Here is an 18,965-nt window from a genome sequence, read left to right as displayed (position 1 = left end):
AGCACACGCGCCATTGCGTGTAGCCCATCAGCGATTCACCTTAGGGGATCATGGTTAGAAACGCGTTAATTGGCCGGTATTGCCGGGTTCAACTCCGTCTAGGGTTGGGCAAGCAATTCCAGCAAGGCGGGGTAGACCAGCTCTACATTCGCGCCCCGTTCCCGCGTGTTGATCATATCGTGGGGGAGGCGGGCGCCGAAGGGCAGCGTGGTGATGGTCGGTTCGACGCCATGCTCTTTCCAATAGGCGGCGATCTCCAGGGTCTGGCGGTTGTTGACGGCGACGTCTGCGTCGTTGAGCAGGATCGAGATGTTGGACACGGCAGGCGGAGTGTTCTGGGCAGCTGCGTGGACCTGCCAGCCGACGAGCATGATCTCGGTCAAAGCGTGGGTGGTCGGCATGGCGTGGGCGATGGCGGCCTTCTCCGGTGTCGCGTTTTCGAGGGGATTCCACGAGAAGATGATGTTGGGGAGGGCGCGGGTGACGTTTGTGCCCGCCTGCATGGCCCAGGTCGGAACCACATAGGGCCCGAAGAAGGGCGAGATCAACACAACCTTATCCACGTCAGCCCGAAACTGGGCGGCAAAGGCGGACAATGTGCCGCCAGCTGAGAGGCCCATCACGGTAACGTCGTCGCCAAGACCCTGGGCCAGATCGAGCGCTGCATTGGTGTGATCGATGAGCCCTTCGGCAGTGAAATCGTCGAGATCGCTCGGGGTGGGGCTGACAAAGCCGTGGCCGTGCATGCGGGGCAGGTAGACGTTGTAGCCCATGGTGAACAATTGCTCGGCGAGGGCATCGGCCTGGGCGGGGCAACTGGTGAAGCCGTGAAAATAGACGATCGAGCGGGCGACCTTCTGGCCATGGGTCAAGAGGCGGGACCGGCAGAGCGGATCGAGGTCGAGGCTTGCTTCCTGTTCTTGGACGGCGGCAAAGGCGGCCGTCGCTTGCTCATAATTCATCGTGGTCTCGTCAACGGGCGTGGAAATAGGCGGGGCGTCGATTTCGGTGTTTCCGAACCAGAAGAAGGCTACGCCCAGACCGGCAACGGCGAGCATGGCCAGACCCAGAGCCACCGCGGGACCGCGGGGTGCTTGAGGAGGGGCGAGGTTTTGCCCGGGCGTTCTGCGAGGTTCGGATGCAGCCGCTTGAAGAGGAGCGCGATGAGCATGCCCGCAAGGGACATGAGCAGCACGCCCGGAAAGCCGGTGGTGATCAGGGTCAGCGTGGTGATGAGCTGGACCTGCTCCAGGCGCTCCGACAGGGGTGGCAGTAGGCCCCATTGCCGCTGCAGGAGTTCGGCGAAGGTGATGACGACGGGGTAGGACAGGAGGCCCGCCAGGATGCCGGCGATGCCGCCGCGCAGCAGGGTGACGGCGCGGGGGAGCCCGCAGAGCAGAAGCCACATGAGCGCGCCGCAGGCGCCGGCACCGACGAACAGGTTGAACCAGGTGACCTGTCCATCATCGTTGAGCAGGTCGCCGCTGATGGTGAGGCCGATGGCTGGCGCGATTGCCAGTGCGGCGAGGCCGAACAGCAGGCCCGCCATGAGCGATCGGGAGCCAATGCCTGCCATCAGGAACGCCCGGTATTGTTGAGCAATGCGGCCTTGAGCTCGGTCATCTTCTGGGCGTCCCAGCCTTCCGGCTCGACCAGCGCGTACCAGCTTTCGGCGTAGTCGGCGGGGGAATAGACGTGGCCGTAGCCGATGGGCGAGGTGTTGGAGAGCGCCATGTCCATCGCCAGCTGCAGGAAGGTGATGATCGGGTACCAGTGGAATTCGGGTGATACGCCTTCGCCCCGTTCGCCCTCCATCCAGTCCGGCGCACGGAAGATGGTGTCGTAGTCGAAAAAAGACGATGGGATCGCTGGGATATTGCAGGAAGGCGATCCGCATCGGCCCCCAGTTCTCGCCGGGTTCGGCAAATTCGGTGCCGCGATTGGCGAAGCGAACGCTGGAACTGTCGCCGAAGGCGGGCCGCCATTCCGGGGATTGGTCGGCACGGTTTGCCGTCGCCCAATGCCAGACCGTGCTGGTGAAGGGCGGGCCTACCCAAAGGGCGCCATCGAAGGGGGCGGCCAGGACATCGAGGAACATGGTCGATGCCTGGGAGCTGTTGGCCCCGAGGCTGAGGCCGTTGAGGAAGAGGCGCGGGCGCTGGTCGGCGGGGAGAGCACGCCAATAATTATAGACGATGTCGAAGAGGGCCTGCGCGGTCGATACGCCCTCGTCGGGCTCGACGAGAAGCGAGAGGGGGCTCGTGAGATATGAATATTGGATCGCGACGCTCGCGACATCGCCATCGAGAAGGTATTCCAGAGAATCGATGCTGGGCGGGTCGATCCAGCCGGTGCCGACCGGCATGATGATGACGAGCGTGGACCTATCGAAGGAGCCGACACGCAGCATTTCGGCCAAGGCCAGGTCAGCGCGTTGGGCGAGGGTTTCGGCTGAGCGCAGACCGACATAGGTGCGCAGCGGCGTGAGGGCGGGCCGCCCGGTAACGGCCTCGATATCAGCTTCGGTCGGTTGGGTTTCGATATAGACGCGGCCATCGCGGCCGATGGAGGTCCAGGGCACCAGCGAGGCCTCGCTGCCGGAGCGCAGTGGGTCGATTGGCGCCGGATTGCCGGTCAGGGCGACGACGGCGTCGATGCGCAGGAAGGTTTCGTCGGCAAAGTTGATCAGGCTACGCAACAGCACGCCGTTGACCAGCAGCCCCGTCACGATGCCGACGATGATGATGCCCGCGAGGGTGGCGGCGCGCGGCGGCAGGCGGGTGCGCAGGAGGGCGGCAACGCGCTGGGTTCCGCGCGTAATCAGGGTGCCAATGGTGACGAGGAGCAGCGCCGGAATGAGGGCCAGGACGATAACGACGAGGACGTGGCTATCGTCCATCGGCTCGAGCTGCATTTCGGCGCGGACGGTGTTTTGCCAGCCCGTGTAGCGATAAAGGCAGATCAGCGCGATCACGCCTGAAGCGGTGAGCAGCCCCCAGCGCAACCAGCGCCGGACCGTGAGATTGGCGGGATGAAGCTGCAGATAGGTCCAGAACCAGAAGAGGACTGCGCCCACCGCGTAGCCGACGGCGAAGACACAACCCGACAATAGGCCCTGGACAACGGCGGGGCGCGGGATCAGCGAGGGCGTGAGCGACAGCGCGAAAAACAGGATCCCGACAATCAGGCCCGCCGTGGATATGTAGGACCCTATTCGTTCGCTCAGGCGCATGGCCACGCTCACCAAACTACTGTTGCCAATTAGCTAATCCCAGAATGGGTGACGGGAAAAGGCGCGCCGGCCGTTTGTGCTCAAATAGGGACGGGCAGCAAAGGCGCGGGATTTTGCGCACATCGAGAATGCCCCATGCTTTCAGTAAGCTCGGGGCCTTGGAGTGGTGGCGGCATGATGTTTCGACCTGTTCTGGCAAATATTCTGGCGGGGATCATTTTCTCCCTCGGCGGCCTCCTCGCGACGTTCGTCGGCGGCTTGCCGGTCGCCGAGTTCTTCGGGAGCGAGGGAGGGCTGGACTGGGCCGATATTGCCATCGGCATTTTCGTGGTCGGCGCCCTGGGCTGGTGGGTCCTGGTGGGGCGCAGCGGGCGGCCCTCGCTGCTGCGGGGCGCAATCGCTGGGGCGTTGACGGGGATGTTGTCTTACCCCGTCGTGCTCGGGATCGCTGAACTGTTCAGGATTTCGCCTGAAATCGATGGAGCGATGGAGCAGGCAGCCGCAGTGAGCCGGCTCAGCGGCCTGGGCTTCCTGACGACAGGATTTGCCGCGGTTCCGACCATGGCCGTTGCCGGCGTGGTCGCCGCGCTGGTGTTGCGACCGCTCTATCCCGCGGCGAAGGGGAGCGATCCGGCCCTGAAAGTGCTGCGTGGAGCGGGGTTGGCATTGCTGGCATTGGCGGGCGCCTTGGTTGCCCTGTTCGTCTGGCTCACTGTGCTGCCGCTTGATCGAGGGCGCGTTTTGGGGGCGGGGGCCCTCGCGGTGGAGCCAAGCTACGAGCAGGCGATTGCCCTTTACGACGCGGCGCGCCAAAGCGAAGACCAGATACCGATCAATCCCAGATGCGCGTCAAAACTGCTTTTGCAGGAGAGCCGAGAGGCGCCGACCGTCATTTTTCTCCACGGACTTACCAATTGTCCCGCGCAGGCGGATGAGTTGGCGCCCAAGCTTTTCGAGCTGGGATACAATGTCTATGTGCCGCGCTTGCCGGGTCACGGCGAACTTGATCGCATGACCTCGGCATTGGCTGATGTGGGCGCAGAGGACTATGTGGCGGCGACCGAGGAGGCCATCGCGATCGCGCGTGGGGTTGGCGGAGAGGTTGTCGTCAGTGGTCTTTCGGCGGGCGGCGTGCTCTCGGCCTGGAGCGGCCAGCAGCGCGCCGATGTCGACCAGTCCTTGGCCATGGCTCCGTTTTTCGGGCCGCGGCAGGTCCCGACCTGGGCCAATCGGGCGGCCACCAATCTCCTGCTGCTGCTGCCCAATATGATGATCAGCTGGGACCCGCGAAACCCGGAAGGGTCGCCCGAGATGGACTATGCCTATCCGCGAGTGGCCACCAGGGCGTTCGCTCAGTTCATGTTCATTGGCGAAGTAACTTCCGGACTGGCGGACAAGGAGGCCCCGTTGGCTCAGAAGCTCTCGGTGATGGTCAACGAGGCCGACACCGAAGTGAATGACCGCCTCATCGAGCGCCTTGTTGCGGCGTGGCAGGGGCATGGCGCGCAGGTTGAGGTGAAGCTGGTGCCGCTCTCCCTTGGCCTGCCGCATGACCTCATCGATCCGCGTCAGGACCTTGCCAATACGGAAGTGGCCTATGGGCTGTTCGTGGAGATGCTCGGCGAGGCCGCGCCCTAGCGACCAAAGTCTATCTGGTCACGGGTGGCGCCGTCCTGATTGTGGGACGAGGCGCTGAATAGCCCACAGAAAATACCGGGGAGACAACATGGCCGATACCACTTCCAGCCTTCGCGATGCGGCGCTGCATTTTCATGAGTTTCCCAAGCCCGGCAAACTGGAAATCGTGGCGACCAAGCCGCTGGCCAATACACGCGATCTGTCACTGGCCTATTCGCCGGGCGTGGCTGTTCCCTGCGAGGAAATCGCGGCCGATCCGCAGGCGGCCTACAAGTATACATCCAAGGGCAATCTGGTCGCCGTCATATCCAATGGCACAGCCGTGCTGGGCCTGGGCAATATCGGGGCGCTGGCGTCCAAGCCGGTGATGGAAGGCAAGGCGGTGCTGTTCAAGAAGTTCGCAGGGATCGATTCCATCGATCTTGAGGTGAACGAGCAGGACCCCAAGCGCTTCATCGAGATCGTGGCGCCGCTGGAGCCGAGTTTTGGCGGTATCAACCTCGAAGATATCAAGGCGCCGGAATGTTTTGAGATCGAGGAAGCGCTGCGCGAGCGGATGAATATCCCGGTCTTTCATGATGACCAGCATGGCACGGCGATTATCGTCGCGGCGGCAGTGATCAATGCCATGCGGCTCGTGCGCAAGGATATTGGCAAGGTCAAGATCGTCACCTCGGGGGCAGGGGCGGCGGCCATTGCCTGCATGAATATGCTGATTGCGGTGGGTGCAAAGCGCGAGAATATCTGGATTGCTGACTCCAAGGGGCTGGTGACCAAGAAGCGCGACAACTCCGTTGATCGCTGGCGCGGTGCCTTTGCGCAGGACAGCGAGGCGACGGAACTGAGCGAGGTGATGGCCGGTGCCGATATTTATGTCGGGTTGTCCAAGGCCGGGGCGCTGAAGCCGGAAATGATGAAGGACATGGCGGAAAATCCGCTGATCCTTGCGCTGAGCAATCCAATCCCGGAAATCATGCCCGAACTCGCCAAGGAAACGCGGCCCGATGCGCTGGTCTGTACCGGCCGGTCGGACTATCCCAACCAGGTCAACAATGTCCTTTGTTTCCCGTTCCTCTTCCGCGGTGCGCTCGATTGCGGGGCGACCGTTATCAACGAGGAGATGAAGGCCGCCGCGGCGCATGCCATTGCGCAACTGGCGCATGAGCCGGGGCTCGAGGCGACGGCCCATGGTGTGCCGGCGATTTTCGGGGCGGACTATCTGATCCCCAATCCGTTCGACCAGCGGCTTATCCTGCGGATTGCGCCGGCGGTGGCCAAGGCGGCGATGGAGAGTGGGGTCGCGGCAAGACCGATCGCGGATTTCGATGCCTATCGTGACCAGTTGCGGCGCTTCGTTTTCCGCTCGGGCATGGTGATGAAGCCCATGATCGAGCAGGCGCAGAGCGGGGCCAAGCGCATCGCCTTTGCCGATGGCGAGGATGAGCGCGTGTTGCGGGCGGCGCAGGTGATCCTTGAGGATGGTATCGGCAAGCCGATCCTGATCGGGCGGCCTTCGGTGATTGAATCGCGGCTTGAGCGGTTTGGTCTGACGATCAGGCCGGGCAAGGATTTCGAGGTCATCAATCCCGAGGACGATCCGCGCTATCGCGACTATGTGGCGGAGTTTCACGCGCTGGTGGGGCGCAAGGGGGTGACGCCGGATACGGCGCGGACGATTCTGCGCACCAATAGTACGGTGATCGGTGCGCTGGGCGTGCGGCGCGGCGATGCGGATGCGCTGATCTGCGGGTTGCAAGGGCGCTACATCAAGCATGCGCGGGACATTCACTCGGTTATTGGGCTGGCGGATAATGCCAGCCAGCTTTCGGCGCTATCGATGCTGTTGCTCAATCGCGGCGTGTTCTTCCTGGCCGATACCTATGTGAACATCGATCCGAGCGTTGATGAACTGGTGTCGATCACCTTGCAGGCGCGCGACCACCTCAAGCGCTTCAATATCGAGGCCAAGGCGGCGCTGCTGAGCTATTCGAACTTTGGATCGCGCGAGGGCGAGACGGCCGGCAAGATGCGGGCCGTCTATGAAAGGCTCAAGGCGGTGGCGCCCGATCTTGTGGTCGAGGGGGAAATGCAGGGCGATCTGGCGGTCAATGCCGAATTGCGCGAGCGCTATATTCCGGACTCGGTGCTGAACGGGGAGGCGAACCTGCTGATCTTCCCCAACCTTGAGGCGGCCAACCTTTCGATGACGCTGCTCAAGGAGCTCAACAATGGGCTCCATATCGGGCCGATCCTGATGGGAACTCGGCAGCCGGCGCATATCGTGGCGCCGACCGTGACCAGCCGGGGGCTCGTCAATATGGCGGCTATTGCTGCCGCCGAGGTGGTGGGCAAAGGTGCCTAGGCCTGGGAGAGCAGGACCCAGACAAGGACGAGGATGCTGGTCAGGGCGCCGTTGAGCGCCATGGCTATGCCTGAAAAGGCACCCGCAACCTCGCTGACCTGGAAGGCCCGCGCCGTGCCGATGCCGTGGGATGCAACGCCCACGGCAAAGCCGCGCGCGGCGTAGTCCTTGATCTTGAGCGCATTCATCAGCGGCGTGACGATGACGGCGCCGAGGATGCCGGTGAGGATCACCAGCACGGCGGCGAGGGAGGGAATGCCGCCGAGATTGCGGGCGAGTTCCATGGCGATAGGAGCGCTGGTGGATTTCGGCGCGATGGAGGCGACGACGTCGGCGGGGGCGCCGAAGGCCATGGCGATGGCAACGGCGCTGCCCATGGCCGTGAGCGAGCCGGCGAGCAGCGCGCCGCCTATCGGCAAGAGCGAACGACGGACCTTTTCGAGGTTCTTGTAGAGCGGGATCGCGAGGGCAACCGTGGCCGGTCCGAGCAGGAAGTGCACGAACTGAGCGCCCTCGAAGTACTGGGCATACGAGGTTTGGGTCACCTGCAGCAGGGCGATGATCAGGAGACCGGCGATGAGCACGCTATTGGCGATGGGCGTGCCGCCGAGTTTTGCCGAAATGGCAAGGGCCAGTAGATAGGCGAGAATGGTCGCCGTAAGCCAGAGCAGGGGGCTGGCGCTGAGATAGACCCAGATTTCTGCGATGCCGCTCATGGCTCTTCCCCATTCGAGAGACGGGCGAGCGCGAGATAGGTGCCGACGGTGACCAAGAGGGTCAGCAGCGTCGAGATGACGAGCGCCAGCAGGAGGGGTGGACCCCATTCGAGGATCAGCCCGCCATATTGGACGATGCCGACGGCCGAGGGCACGAAGAGCAGCGACAGGATGCCGATGAGGCCGGTGGCCATGGCGTCTAGCCCGGCGGGCAGTCGGCGGCGCCAGCCGAGATAGGCGAGAAGCAGCAGCATGCCGGCAACGGGGCCGGGGAAAACGAAGGACGGCGCGAGGAGGCGCGCGACGCTGACCAGGGTCTCGCCCGCCAATTGGCAGGAAATCAGCACCGCAAAGCCGGCGAGCAAGGTGGCAGGGGTGATGCGTGGCTTGGCTTTGCCTTCATCCGATTTCGGGGTCATCGGAGTTCATCCTTGGCGTGTGTGGTCGGGGCAGCGGCTGGGGCGTGGAACGCGCTGCAAATCGATCGGCGCAGTTGGCGCCGCGGCGGGTCTCACATATGCGCGTGGAAAAATCCACAAAAGCGTGGCGGGCGCTCGCCTTTGGTGTGGGTTTTGCGCGACGCCCGCAGAGGCAGGTCCGGTGCCTTGGCTCATAAGCAAATCGTCGCGACGGGCAGGGAAGGTGGCTAGCTTTCCTTGTGGCCGCAGGAGTAGTCTGGCCCAAATTTCCGCGGCGATGTGCCTGCGGATAGCCGGTGATCGAGGGGCATTCGTGGACGAGATCGACGCAAACTGCCGGCGCTGTGCTGCCGCTACGCCATTCACGCCCATTTTCATTTCTCCTGGTTTTCAGCCCCTATGATCGAATTTCTTCATTCCGTGTCGGTGTGGCTTGAGACGCTGCTCAATGCCGTGTCGGACAATTTCTGGCTTTCGATTGGGTTCATCTTCCTCGTCGCCATCGGCGAAGCGGTGTTTATCCTGGGGCTATTCGTGCCCTCGACGCCGGTTCTGCTGCTCGTTGGCGGTATTATCGCCACGGGCAAGCTGCCGTTCTGGGAAATTTACCTCGCGGCCGTTGTGGGCGCGGTTATTGGGGACGCCATCTCATACACCGTGGGCTTTGCGCTCAAGGATCGCATCAAGACGATCTGGCCGTTCAGGAACTATCTTGAGCTCCTGAGTCGGGGCGAGGTGTTCTTTGCCAAGCATGGCGGCAAGTCGGTTTTCATCGGGCGATTTATTCCGGGAGTGAAAGCCGTGGTGCCCGGTATCGCCGGCATGATGGGCATGCCCTATCGCTGGTTCACCATCATCAACGTGTCTTCGGCCTTCGCCTGGGCGGCGGCTCATATCCTGCCTGGCATGCTGTTGACGGCATGGCTCAAATCCATTGGCCTGTCGCTGGAACTGGTGATCATTGTCGGCGCCGCGGTGCTGACTGTGCTGTTCCTGCTGATCCACTATTTCCGTTCGATCGTCCTCGTCTTTGCGCCCTTCATGGGTGGTTTTGGACGTTCGCTGCAGGCGCGCTGGGGACGGTCAAGCGTGTAAGACGCGGCCGAGCTTGTCTATGAGCACTTCGGGCTGTAGTTGAGCCATATGCTCTATTCAGTCCGCAGCTCCGTCGTTCTCCTTGCCCTCGTTGCCACACTTGCCATGTCGCCTGTGGCGCCCGAGGCGGGGAATGTCATCTTCCTGGCGCTGGGTGGCCTTTCCATCTCGCTGATGTTCCAGCGTGCAGGCGAGCAGCTTCGGCGCCCGATCGTCTGGATGCCGTTGCTGGGACTTGGGCTTATCGCGATTTCCTATGCTATCGGAGCGAAGTCCTTTGAGGGGCTGGTCGGGCTGGCGTTTTTCTCGCCGCTCTTTGCCATATGGCCACTGCTGACGGCAGCAGAGGACATGAAATCCGATGACAGCTCGGTTCTCATCGCAATTCTTGCTTTGGCCGGTGTCGCCGGGGCTGCGGTGGTTGCGGTAATGGAGGTCGTGGCAACGGGCACCGTCCGGGCCGGTGAGGGAGTGGCCAATCCGATCCATTTTGCCGATGTGGCGCTGCTCGTGGGGTTCCTTGCTTGCGCAGGCCTTGTCGGAAAAGTGACCCTGTGGCGGTTCCTTTTCTTGTTGGGACCCGTGCTGGCGATCGTCGCTGTCGTTTTGTCCGGCACTCGCGGTGCTGTTGTAGCCATTGCCGGGATGCTTGCCGTGGCGGCCATTGGGCTCGTTGTGCTGCGGCTGGTCTCGGTAAAACAAGCGCTTTTTGCGCTGGCGGCTCTGGTGGTCGGTGGAGCTGTCGCCCTGTTCTTAGGGGCAAGCCAGCTCTCCGGAATTCAGCGCGTCTTGATCGACATGGTGGACGTGTTCCAGCACGGCGTGCCGACGGACGAGTCGACCGCCATTCGCCTGCAGATGATTTCAGGCGGCATTAAAGCCTTCGTGCAGGCGCCGATTTTCGGCCATGGGCCGCTGGCCTTCGTCAATCTCGCCAACGAACTGTCCGAACTGCCGTTCGGAAACTGGCCGCATCTGCACAATGATCTGGCCGATTTTGCCGCCAGTGCCGGCATTCTCGGGCTTGTCGCCTATGCGTTCTTTCTACTCGCACCGATCGTTGAAGTCGTTCGCTCGGCCAAGACTGAAGCAAGGCCGCGTATTCTGGTGCTTGTGTCGACCCTGGTTGCCGGCTTTTTTATCATGGGCCTGACCAATGCCATGTTCGGCATCCTGACGGTTACCGTGTCTTATGCTGTCATTTGTGTCGTCACCGGCATTTTGGTGGCCTAGGCCAACCAAGCGCCCGGGACCTGAATCTGCTGCGCAATGGCGCGTTAAGGCCTCGTAAAGCTCCTCCGAAAAGCGCAACGAAACCTGGGAAAGAGGGGTCGTTTCAGAACCCAATTGCGACAAACTTGGCAGCGGCGCCCTGTTGGAGCATTATTTTCTCCTTCTGGGCTTCGGCTCGCAAGCTAGAACCTTTTCAATCACGACTGAGTTGATAGAGTTTATGTATTCGCTATCGGGAGGTTTCCTTGAAACGGACAGCCAAGATTTTCGCCTATGCCGCCCTGGCCGCATCGCTCGCGGTTGGTTTCTCCGTCACTGCCCATGCGCAGGACCGGACGCTCATCAACGTTTCCTATGACCCGACCCGTGAGCTCTATCGCGAGTTCAACGAGGCGTTCATCGCTCACTGGCAAGAGACCAAGAGTGAGACCGTGGCCGTGCAGGTCACCCATGGCGGTTCAGGTTCGCAGGCCCGTACCGTGATCGACGGGCTTGAAGCCGACGTCGTCACCCCTGGCGCTCGAAAGCGACATCAATGCCATTGCCGATGCCGGGCTCATCCCGGCCGATTGGCGTGGCACGCTCGAAAACAATAATGCGCCCTATACCTCAACCATCGTTTTCCTCGTGCGCAAGGGTAATCCCAAGGGCATCAAGGACTGGGGCGACCTGGTTGCCGACGGCGTCGAAGTGATCACGCCGAACCCGAAGACCTCGGGCGGCGCGCGCTGGAACTTCCTTGCTGCCTGGGCGTGGGCCCGCGAAGCCAATGGCGGCGATGACGCCAAGGCGCAGGAATTCGTGAGCCAGCTCTTCAAGCACGTTCCGGTGCTCGATACCGGCGCGCGTGGCTCCACCACCACCTTCGTGCAGCGCGGCATCGGCGACGTGCTGCTCGCCTGGGAAAACGAAGCCTATCTCGCCCTTGAAGAGCTTGGCCCCGATGCTTTCGATATCGTGACGCCGTCGCTCTCGATCCTTGCCGAACCGCCGGTGGCGCTGGTTCCGGGCAATGCCGAGAAGAAGGGTAACCTCGATCTCGCCGAAGGCTATCTCGACTATCTCTATTCCGATGCCGGCCAGGCGATTGCTGCCAAGCACTATTATCGTCCGTTCCGTCCGGATGCTGCCGCTCCGGAAGATATTGCCCGCTTTGGCGAACTGAACCTTGTGACCATCGAGGATTTCGGTGGCTGGCGTGAAGCGCAGCCGAAGTACTTTGGTGACGGCGGCGTGTTCGACCAGATCTACTCCGGTCCCGCTCAATAAACTGGTTGCGGCCGGTTGCTTATGGCGCCGGCCGCACCTTCTTCGCCGCGGGGCACGTCCCCTTCCTGAGTGACGTCTATACTTTGGAGGACAGAATGGTGCATTTCTTCGGTATTTTTAGCCCCGGCCCCATGGCCCGGAACAGTGCGGAAGAGGCGCCCGCCAAGGCGAATTTCTTTGGTGGCCTGCCCGCACGCACTGATGAGGCGGCGCTGAGCCCGCTCGAACAGGACGCGATCTACCTTGCCGGCAAGGCGCCGGAGCCCGAGCCGCGCAGTTTTTGGGACGCGCGGCATGAAGGGATACCGGAGCAATGACCCGGCCGGTCCTTGTCGTGCCTGGCCTCAATGGATCGGGCGACGGGCACTGGCAGCGTTTCTGGCTCGAAGACTTCGAAGAGGCGCAACTGGTCGAGCAGACCGACTGGGCCAATCCGGAGGCGGCGCGCTGGCAGCAGCGTCTCGAAGAGGCTGTTTTGGCCAATCCAGGCGCGATCATCGTCGCGCATAGCCTGGGGACCATGCTGGTGGCCCGGCTGGCCGGCAGTTCGGTGGGATCACTGGTTGGCGGTGCCCTGCTGGTCGCTCCAGCCGATATCGAGCGCACCTCGGCACTTCATGCGCGGACCTATGAATTCGGCCGCATTCCAACGGATCCGTTGCCCTTTCCGACTCAGGTCGTTGCCAGTCGCGACGATATCTACATGACCCTCGACAAGGCCGTTTCGCTTGCCAAAAACTGGCAGGCGCCGCTGGTCGACGCCGGCTATGTCGGCCACATCAATGTGGCGAGCGGCTTTGGGCGGTGGGTCGAGGGCTATGAATTGGCTCGGCAGGTTGCCGAGCGAGCGGATCGCTGGCAAGAGCGGTCACGGCGGGTGAATTCTGCCCAAGCGCAATTGCGCTCATTTTAGCACGCCCCGCGCGTTCCTGCGGGGCGCCGGGGTGTGTCCCGGCATCCAATATTGACGGCGCATTGCGCATAACCGGGAGGGTTGCGATGACCGCCACTGGCTCAACGGGCAAATCCATTGTCATCATCGGAGGCGGGGCGAGCGGCGTGCTGCTCGCGGCGCATCTGCTGCGCAGCTCCGATCCCGACCTGCGCGTTACCTTGCTCGAAAGGCAGGGACGCTTTGGTCAGGGGCTGGCCTATTCGGCGCTCGCCCGCAACCACCGGGTCAATGTGCCGGCGCGCGGCATGAGCGCCTTTGCCGATGATCCCGAGCATTTCTGGCGTTGGCTGCAACGGCGCGAACCCGGGAAGCACGGCTCGTCCTGGACCTTCGTGCCGCGTCGGCTCTATGGCGCCTATCTTGAAGATGTGTTGCGCGAGGCTGGCGAGCATATGCCGGGACGCCTGCTCGTGCGTTCCGAGGAAGCCGTGGCGTTGCACGAAACGCCCAATGGCATCGAGACGGTGCTGGCCAATGGAACGAGCATTGTCTCGCAATGGGCTGCTTTGGCGGTAGGCCACGAAACCCAGCCGGCGCGGGGCAGGGGTATTGCCGTTCGTGCGGGTTCGGAGCGGGATACGCCGCTCGACCCCGATGCGGCAGTGATGATCCTCGGCTCGGGCCTCAGCATGGTCGACGCCTGGGTGTCGCTGGCCGAGGCGAAGCATCGTGGGCCCATTACCGTGGTCTCGCGCAATGGCCTGCTTCCGAAAGCGCACAAGGATGTGGCGCCGATCGCGATCGATGCGGCCGACGTGCCGTTTGGGACCAGCCTCACTTATCTCGCGCGCTGGTTCCGCGACATCGTGCGCGACGTGGAAGCGAAGGGTGGCGACTGGCGCAGTGTTGTCGATGGGTTGCGGCCGTTCAATCAGCGGCTCTGGGGCAGTTGGCCGCTGCGAGAAAAGCGGCAGTTTCTGCGTCACGTGCGGCCATGGTGGAATATTCATCGCCATCGCCTGCCGCCTGATCTTTACGCGGGATTAGCGCGCGCCGTGGATAGCGGGCAGGTCAATCTGGTGGCGGGCGAATTCGTCGGCATCGAACGGGTGGGGGATGTGGTGCGAGCAACGGTCCGACCGCGTGGCTCCGAGCGGCGGGAGGTAATCGAAGTGGCGCGCGTTTATGATTGCGGGGGCGTATCGGTCGACGTTCGCGCCAGCGCCAATCCGCTGATCCGGCAATTGGTGCAATCGGGCGCGGCACGGCCGGACGAAATGCATATCGGTCTCGACGTCGATCCCAATTGCGCGGTGGTCGCCAGCGAGGGGCGCGTATCGCAGCGCGTACGCGTTGTCGGGCCGCTGACGAGGGGTCGATATTTCGAGATCGAGGCCGTCCCGGACATCCGTTTGCAGTGTGCCGCAATAGCGAACTCTTTGCTCGCCGCGCACTGACTTTGCGCCCAAACGCAATCGAGTTTGGCCTGGGGCGCGGCCCGTGGAATGAATTTCTATCATTTGATAGAATGTTGTCCGGGCCCCGCCTTGCGAAACCCTACTCCGTGGCTAGAGTTGGGCGGAAATTTCGGGCCCCCGCATGATCCGACCAAAACTGCACCAACCCGGATGCCTCGTGAGCGCATCCCTGCTGGAGAAAGCCGCATGAGCAGACTCGGCCGCTTTCGCCAACCCAGTGTCATCCCAGGCTTCGGCCTGACCCTCGGATTCACTCTTACCTACTTTTCGCTGATCATTCTCGTGCCGCTCGTCGCCCTGGTGCTGCGCTCGGCAGGGCTCGGCTGGAACGGGTTTTGGGCTGCGGCGCTCGATCCGCGCGTGCTAGCCTCGCTGCGCACCAGCTTTCTGACCGCGACTATTGCTGCTGGGATCAATGTTGTCTTCGGCACGCTGATCGCCTGGGTGCTGGTGCGCTATCGCTTTCCCGGCCGGCGTATTTTTGACGCCATGGTCGACCTGCCTTTCGCCCTGCCGACGGCTGTGGCCGGCATTGCCCTGACGGCGATCTATGCGCCCAACGGAATTGTGGGGCAGTTTGCGGCGCAATTGGGCTGGCGCATTGCCTACACGCCAATCGGCATCACCATTGCCATGATCTTCATCGGCCTGCCCTTTGTCGTCCGCACCATTCAGCCGATCCTCGAAGAGATCAGCAAGGAGGTCGAAGAGGCCTCGGCGACGCTTGGTGCCAACCGCTTCCAGACCATTACGCGCGTGCTGCTGCCCAGCCTGATGCCGGCCATCCTGACCGGCTTTGCGCTCGCCTTTGCCCGGGCGGTTGGGGAATACGGCTCGGTGATCTTCATTGCCGGCAATATCCCGTTCGTTTCGGAAATTGCGCCGCTGCTGATCGTCATTCGACTCGAGGAATTCAACTATGCCGGGGCGGCGGTGATCGCGACGGTGATGCTGGCGATTTCCTTCGTGATGCTCTTCATCATCAACCTCATTCAGGCCTGGAGCCGCCGGAGATATGGCTATGGCAGCTAGTACGCATGTCCGCCGCCTGGCCTCGCCGACCAATGAGCCGGTCTATGTCCGCTGGATCTTGATCCTTGTCGGCCTCTTGTTCATGGCCCTGTTCTTGGTTCTGCCGCTGGTCGCTGTGTTCTCTGAGGCGCTGCGCGAGGGTATCGGCGTCTTCGTCCAGTCGCTGCAGCAGCCAGACGCGCAATCGGCCATAAGACTGACGCTGCTCGTTGCAGCCATTGCCGTGCCGCTGAATGTCGTTTTCGGCCTTGCCGCCTCCTGGGCCATTGCCAAGTTCGAGTTCAAGGGCAAGGCCTTTCTTATTACCCTCATCGACCTGCCGTTTTCGGTGTCGCCGGTGATTTCGGGCCTCGTCTATGTGCTGCTGTTTGGCTCGGGCAGCGTGCTCGGGCCGTGGCTGCGGTCTTACAATATCGAAATCCTCTTTGCCGTGCCGGGCATCGTCCTCGCGACGATCTTCGTGACCTTCCCCTTCGTTGCCCGCGAACTCATTCCGCTGATGCAGGATCAGGGCTCGGGCGATGAAGAAGCCGCGCTGTCGCTCGGCGCTTCCGGCTGGCAGACGTTCTGGCGCGTGACCCTGCCCAATATCAAATGGGGCCTGCTCTATGGCGTGCTGCTCTGCAATGCGCGCGCCATGGGTGAATTCGGCGCCGTGGCCGTGGTCTCGGGGAAAATCCGCGGCCAGACGACGACCATGCCGCTGCAGGTCGAAATGTTCTACAATGAATACCAGAGCACGGCGGCCTTTGCGCTGGCCTCGCTCCTCGCCTTGCTGGCGCTCGTCACCCTGGTTCTCAAAACAGCGCTGGAATGGCGGTTCGGCGACGAACTCGCTGCCACCGGTCGCGGCCACTAACTGGAATAGAGATGGAAGTACGCGTTCAAAACGTCCGCAAGGAATTCGACCGGTTTCCGGCGCTCCACGATGTGTCGCTGGATATCAAATCGGGCGAGCTCATTGCGCTGCTTGGACCTTCGGGCTCGGGCAAGACCACCTTGCTGCGTCTTATTGCGGGCCTCGAACGGCCGACGGCGGGCAAGATTTTCTTCGGCGACGAGGACGCTTCGGAAAAAAGCGTGCAGGAGCGCAATATCGGCTTCGTGTTCCAGCACTATGCGCTGTTCCGACACATGACGATCCTTGAGAACGTTTCGTTCGGTCTCGAAGTGCGGCCGCGCGCGACGCGCCCGCCCAAGGCGGAAATCCGCCGCCGGGCGCGCGAACTGCTCGATCTGGTGCAGCTTTCGGGCCTTGAAAAGCGATATCCGAGCCAGCTTTCGGGTGGTCAGCGCCAGCGCGTGGCGCTGGCGCGCGCGCTTGCCATCGAGCCGGGCGTGCTGCTCCTTGACGAACCGTTTGGTGCGCTCGACGCACAGGTGCGCCGCGAGCTGCGCAAGTGGCTGCGCGAAATGCATGATCGCACCGGCCACACCACCGTGTTCGTGACGCACGACCAGGAAGAGGCGCTCGAACTCGCCGACCGGCTCTGCGTGATGAGCCAGGGCAAGATCGAGCAGGTGGGTACGCCGGACACGGTCTATGATCAGCCGCAATCGCCATTCGTCTTCGGGTTTATTGGCGAATCCAGCACCCTGCCGGTCAATATCGAGCGTGGGGACATCTGGCTGGGTGATCGGCCGATCGGCATTTCCTCGCCCGAGGCCGTGGGGCCAGCGCGGCTGTTCTTCCGTCCGCATGATATCGAGCTCGTGGATGGTGATGCGGCCCTGTCCGGCGTCGTCGCCAGCAGCCGCCGCGTCGGCGGTACCCGTCGCGTTGAGCTCGACATTGGTGGTGCAGGGCACCGGGTGGAGATCGATCTTCCCTTCGATCATCCGGCCGGCGAGCGGAGCCAGATCAGCTTCCGTCCGAAACGCTGGAAACTGTTTCCAGCCGAATAGGGTGGCGAGGAGCGCGCGGTGATTTCCCAGAAGGCCCGCTATGCGCTTCGTGCCCTGCTTGCGCTTGCGCGCGTAGGGCCCGGCAATACGCTGATGACCAGCGAGATTGCGGCCGAGCAGAAGATCCCGAAGAAGTTCCTGGAGCAGATCCTGCTCCAGCTCAAGGGCAATGGCATCGTGCGCAGCCATCGCGGGCGCACGGGCGGCTATGAGCTGATCCGGCCGGCCGAAGAGGTGATGTTCGGCGAGGTTTTGCGGCTCATCGACGGGCCGATTGCGCTTTTGCCCTGTCTCTCCATTGTCGCCTATCGGCGCTGCGAGGATTGCCGCTCGGAGGAAAGCTGCGAATTGCGGCATGTGTTTTCGCGCGTGGCGCTGGCCTCGCGCGATGTGCTCGACAAGACCAGTCTTGCTGCGGCCCTGGCGGCGCCTGAACTGCTCGCCTGACGGCAGGTTTTTCGCGCGGTGTAAAACGTTGCGCGGTCGGTTTAATCGTCCTGGCGTTTTCTTGACAATAAACGTCATCTTTAATAGGTGAGCGGCATTGAGCTTCTGCATACGCCGCGCCCTATGGGCGGTCGCTTGGATCAGTTGATCCGGCGCCCGGTTGACAGCAGGTGCTGTGTCAAGGGTAGTGTCCTCATGGCTGATCGTCTGCACCGCAACAGAAGCGCGCTTTACGCTGTCGCTGGTCTTCTCCTCATTTCCGGCCTCGCCCTTCCGGTCGCGGCCCAGGAGACTGCGCCCGTGCAGAATGCTGCTCCGGCTGTGACTGCGGCGGAGACGCCGACGGCTGTAGCGCCCGCCGCTCCGGCTCCGGCGGCCCCGGTTGTGACCCAGGAAGCCGCCCCGGTGCAGGATACGGCGGTGCCGTCGCCTGCAGATGCAAATCCGGCAATGTCTGCCCCTGCCACGGAAACGACGACGCCTGTGGCGCCTGCGGAGTCCGATCTCCCCATGGTGGAAACGGGCCTTGAAGGCCATGATCTTTCGCCCTGGGGCATGTTCATGGCGGCCGACTATGTCGTGAAGAGCGTCATGATCGGCCTGCTGAGCGCGTCCGTCGTCACGCTGATCATCTGGGTGGCCAAGAGCATGCAGCTTTCCGGTGCTCGCCGCCGCGCCTACAAGGCGCTGCGCGAGGTGTTGAAGGCCGACAGCCTCGAAAGCGTTGCCGCGGTGATGGCCGATCGCCGCGGGCTTGGCGCCATGCTGGTCAAGGCGGCGGCCGAAGAGGTTGAAATGTCGCGCGATCTCGTTGGCCGGGTCGATCCGGGTGGGATCAAGGAGCGCGTCTCCTCACGCTTGGGCCGCATCGAAGTGGCCGCGGGCCGCAAGATTTCGCAGAGCCTCGGCATTCTGGCTTCGGTGGGTTCGGTCGGGCCGTTTGTGGGGCTCTTTGGAACCGTCTGGGGCATCATGAATGCCTTTGTGGGCATCGCCGAAACGCAGACGACCAACCTTGCCGTGGTGGCGCCGGGCATTGCCGAGGCGCTGCTGGCGACGGCTTTTGGTCTCGTCGCGGCTATTCCGGCCGTCGTGATCTACAACGCCTTTGCCCGCTCGGTGACGGGCTATCGCCAGCTGTTGGCGGATGTTTCGGCTGGTATCGAGCGTCTTGTGAGTCGCGATCTTGATCGCGCAGCGCTCTCTATCGTGCGTGGCCCAACGGCCCTCGCGGCGGAGTAGGG

The 18,965-nt window shown here is 62.7% G+C and carries 16 protein-coding genes and 2 pseudogenes; 13 read left to right on the top strand and 5 right to left on the bottom strand.

Annotation, left to right across the window (positions count from 1 at the left end; all coding sequences use genetic code 11):
- Window positions 1-98: 98 nt before the first annotated feature.
- The 3 genes and pseudogenes from NVV77_RS15825 to NVV77_RS22005 form a co-directional block, all read right to left on the bottom strand.
- Window positions 99-1,058, bottom strand: a complete 960-nt coding sequence (locus tag NVV77_RS15825; RefSeq protein WP_295414913.1) for an alpha/beta fold hydrolase — start codon at window positions 1,056-1,058, stop codon at window positions 99-101.
- 517 nt (window positions 1,059-1,575) lie between these two features.
- The gene (locus NVV77_RS22010; RefSeq protein ID WP_367178661.1) at window positions 1,576-1,815 is read right to left on the bottom strand and encodes an alpha/beta-hydrolase family protein; all 240 of its coding nucleotides are present in this window, start codon (window positions 1,813-1,815) and stop codon (window positions 1,576-1,578) included.
- A gap of 58 nt (window positions 1,816-1,873) precedes the next feature.
- Window positions 1,874-3,232: pseudogene (locus NVV77_RS22005) on the bottom strand (alpha/beta hydrolase); the annotation flags it as partial.
- A gap of 174 nt (window positions 3,233-3,406) precedes the next feature.
- Here NVV77_RS22005 and NVV77_RS15815 point away from each other — a divergent pair.
- Complete coding sequence (locus NVV77_RS15815) at window positions 3,407-4,870, top strand: alpha/beta fold hydrolase (RefSeq protein WP_295414911.1); 1,464 nt, start codon at window positions 3,407-3,409, stop codon at window positions 4,868-4,870.
- An 88-nt stretch (window positions 4,871-4,958) separates the two neighbouring features.
- Entirely contained in the window at window positions 4,959-7,232 is a 2,274-nt protein-coding gene (locus NVV77_RS15810; protein WP_295414909.1) for an NADP-dependent malic enzyme, read from the top strand.
- Here NVV77_RS15810 and NVV77_RS15805 read toward each other — a convergent pair.
- Window positions 7,229-7,948 (bottom strand): LrgB family protein, encoded by a 720-nt coding sequence (locus tag NVV77_RS15805; RefSeq protein ID WP_295414907.1) that lies wholly within the window; start codon window positions 7,946-7,948, stop codon window positions 7,229-7,231. The genes NVV77_RS15810 and NVV77_RS15805 overlap by 4 nt on opposite strands.
- Window positions 7,945-8,367, bottom strand: coding sequence for a CidA/LrgA family protein (locus NVV77_RS15800; RefSeq protein ID WP_295414905.1), 423 nt, complete (start codon window positions 8,365-8,367; stop codon window positions 7,945-7,947). The genes NVV77_RS15805 and NVV77_RS15800 overlap by 4 nt, the downstream gene beginning before the upstream one ends.
- Window positions 8,368-8,766: 399 nt before the next feature.
- Here NVV77_RS15800 and NVV77_RS15795 point away from each other — a divergent pair, with 399 nt between their 5' ends.
- The 11 genes and pseudogenes from NVV77_RS15795 (at window position 8,767) to exbB (ending at window position 18,963) form a co-directional block, all read left to right on the top strand.
- Window positions 8,767-9,462: a DedA family protein gene (locus NVV77_RS15795; RefSeq protein ID WP_295414903.1), complete on the top strand. Its 696-nt coding sequence runs from the start codon at window positions 8,767-8,769 to the stop codon at window positions 9,460-9,462.
- Window positions 9,463-9,510: 48 nt separating this feature from the next.
- Entirely contained in the window at window positions 9,511-10,695 is a 1,185-nt protein-coding gene (locus tag NVV77_RS15790) for an O-antigen ligase (RefSeq protein WP_295414901.1), read from the top strand.
- 281 nt (window positions 10,696-10,976) lie between these two features.
- A pseudogene (locus NVV77_RS15785) lies at window positions 10,977-11,964 on the top strand (sulfate ABC transporter substrate-binding protein).
- A gap of 95 nt (window positions 11,965-12,059) precedes the next feature.
- Window positions 12,060-12,281, top strand: coding sequence for a hypothetical protein (locus tag NVV77_RS15780; protein WP_295414899.1), 222 nt, complete (start codon window positions 12,060-12,062; stop codon window positions 12,279-12,281).
- Entirely contained in the window at window positions 12,278-12,877 is a 600-nt protein-coding gene (locus NVV77_RS15775) for an alpha/beta hydrolase (RefSeq protein WP_295414898.1), read from the top strand. Before NVV77_RS15780 ends, NVV77_RS15775 begins: the two co-directional genes overlap by 4 nt.
- Window positions 12,878-12,963: 86 nt before the next feature.
- A complete protein-coding gene (locus NVV77_RS15770) occupies window positions 12,964-14,316 on the top strand; it encodes an FAD/NAD(P)-binding protein (protein ID WP_295414897.1) in 1,353 nt (450 codons plus the stop codon).
- 207 nt (window positions 14,317-14,523) lie between these two features.
- Window positions 14,524-15,369: a sulfate ABC transporter permease subunit CysT gene (gene cysT / locus NVV77_RS15765; protein ID WP_295414896.1), complete on the top strand. Its 846-nt coding sequence runs from the start codon at window positions 14,524-14,526 to the stop codon at window positions 15,367-15,369.
- Window positions 15,359-16,228, top strand: coding sequence for a sulfate ABC transporter permease subunit CysW (gene cysW, locus NVV77_RS15760; RefSeq protein ID WP_295414894.1), 870 nt, complete (start codon window positions 15,359-15,361; stop codon window positions 16,226-16,228). Before cysT ends, cysW begins: the two co-directional genes overlap by 11 nt.
- A gap of 11 nt (window positions 16,229-16,239) precedes the next feature.
- Complete coding sequence (locus tag NVV77_RS15755) at window positions 16,240-17,274, top strand: sulfate/molybdate ABC transporter ATP-binding protein (protein ID WP_295414892.1); 1,035 nt, start codon at window positions 16,240-16,242, stop codon at window positions 17,272-17,274.
- Between the two features lie 18 nt (window positions 17,275-17,292).
- A complete protein-coding gene (locus NVV77_RS15750; protein ID WP_295414890.1) occupies window positions 17,293-17,721 on the top strand; it encodes an Rrf2 family transcriptional regulator in 429 nt (142 codons plus the stop codon).
- A gap of 195 nt (window positions 17,722-17,916) precedes the next feature.
- Window positions 17,917-18,963, top strand: a complete 1,047-nt coding sequence (exbB, locus tag NVV77_RS15745; RefSeq protein ID WP_295414889.1) for a tonB-system energizer ExbB — start codon at window positions 17,917-17,919, stop codon at window positions 18,961-18,963.
- Window positions 18,964-18,965: the final 2 nt, after the last annotated feature.

The organism is Devosia sp., from assembly GCF_024707125.1.
GTDB lineage: Bacteria > Pseudomonadota > Alphaproteobacteria > Rhizobiales > Devosiaceae > Devosia.
Note: the sequence above shows the minus strand (reverse complement) of the source record. Positions and strands in the feature narration are given on the sequence as shown.

Excerpts from the sequence above, each read along its gene's own strand:
- NVV77_RS15825 (WP_295414913.1), bottom strand. The coding sequence starts at position 1,058 with ATGCTCGCCGTTGCCGGTCTGGGCGTAGCCTTCTTCTGGTTCGGAAAC.
- NVV77_RS22010 (WP_367178661.1), bottom strand. The coding sequence starts at position 1,815 with ATGGAGGGCGAACGGGGCGAAGGCGTATCACCCGAATTCCACTGGTAC.
- NVV77_RS15815 (WP_295414911.1), top strand. The coding sequence starts at position 3,407 with ATGATGTTTCGACCTGTTCTGGCAAATATTCTGGCGGGGATCATTTTC.
- NVV77_RS15810 (WP_295414909.1), top strand. The coding sequence starts at position 4,959 with ATGGCCGATACCACTTCCAGCCTTCGCGATGCGGCGCTGCATTTTCAT.
- NVV77_RS15805 (WP_295414907.1), bottom strand. The coding sequence starts at position 7,948 with ATGAGCGGCATCGCAGAAATCTGGGTCTATCTCAGCGCCAGCCCCCTG.
- NVV77_RS15800 (WP_295414905.1), bottom strand. The coding sequence starts at position 8,367 with ATGACCCCGAAATCGGATGAAGGCAAAGCCAAGCCACGCATCACCCCT.
- NVV77_RS15795 (WP_295414903.1), top strand. The coding sequence starts at position 8,767 with ATGATCGAATTTCTTCATTCCGTGTCGGTGTGGCTTGAGACGCTGCTC.
- NVV77_RS15790 (WP_295414901.1), top strand. The coding sequence starts at position 9,511 with ATGCTCTATTCAGTCCGCAGCTCCGTCGTTCTCCTTGCCCTCGTTGCC.
- NVV77_RS15780 (WP_295414899.1), top strand. The coding sequence starts at position 12,060 with ATGGTGCATTTCTTCGGTATTTTTAGCCCCGGCCCCATGGCCCGGAAC.
- NVV77_RS15775 (WP_295414898.1), top strand. The coding sequence starts at position 12,278 with ATGACCCGGCCGGTCCTTGTCGTGCCTGGCCTCAATGGATCGGGCGAC.
- NVV77_RS15770 (WP_295414897.1), top strand. The coding sequence starts at position 12,964 with ATGACCGCCACTGGCTCAACGGGCAAATCCATTGTCATCATCGGAGGC.
- cysT (WP_295414896.1), top strand. The coding sequence starts at position 14,524 with ATGAGCAGACTCGGCCGCTTTCGCCAACCCAGTGTCATCCCAGGCTTC.
- cysW (WP_295414894.1), top strand. The coding sequence starts at position 15,359 with ATGGCAGCTAGTACGCATGTCCGCCGCCTGGCCTCGCCGACCAATGAG.
- NVV77_RS15755 (WP_295414892.1), top strand. The coding sequence starts at position 16,240 with ATGGAAGTACGCGTTCAAAACGTCCGCAAGGAATTCGACCGGTTTCCG.
- exbB (WP_295414889.1), top strand. The coding sequence starts at position 17,917 with ATGGCTGATCGTCTGCACCGCAACAGAAGCGCGCTTTACGCTGTCGCT.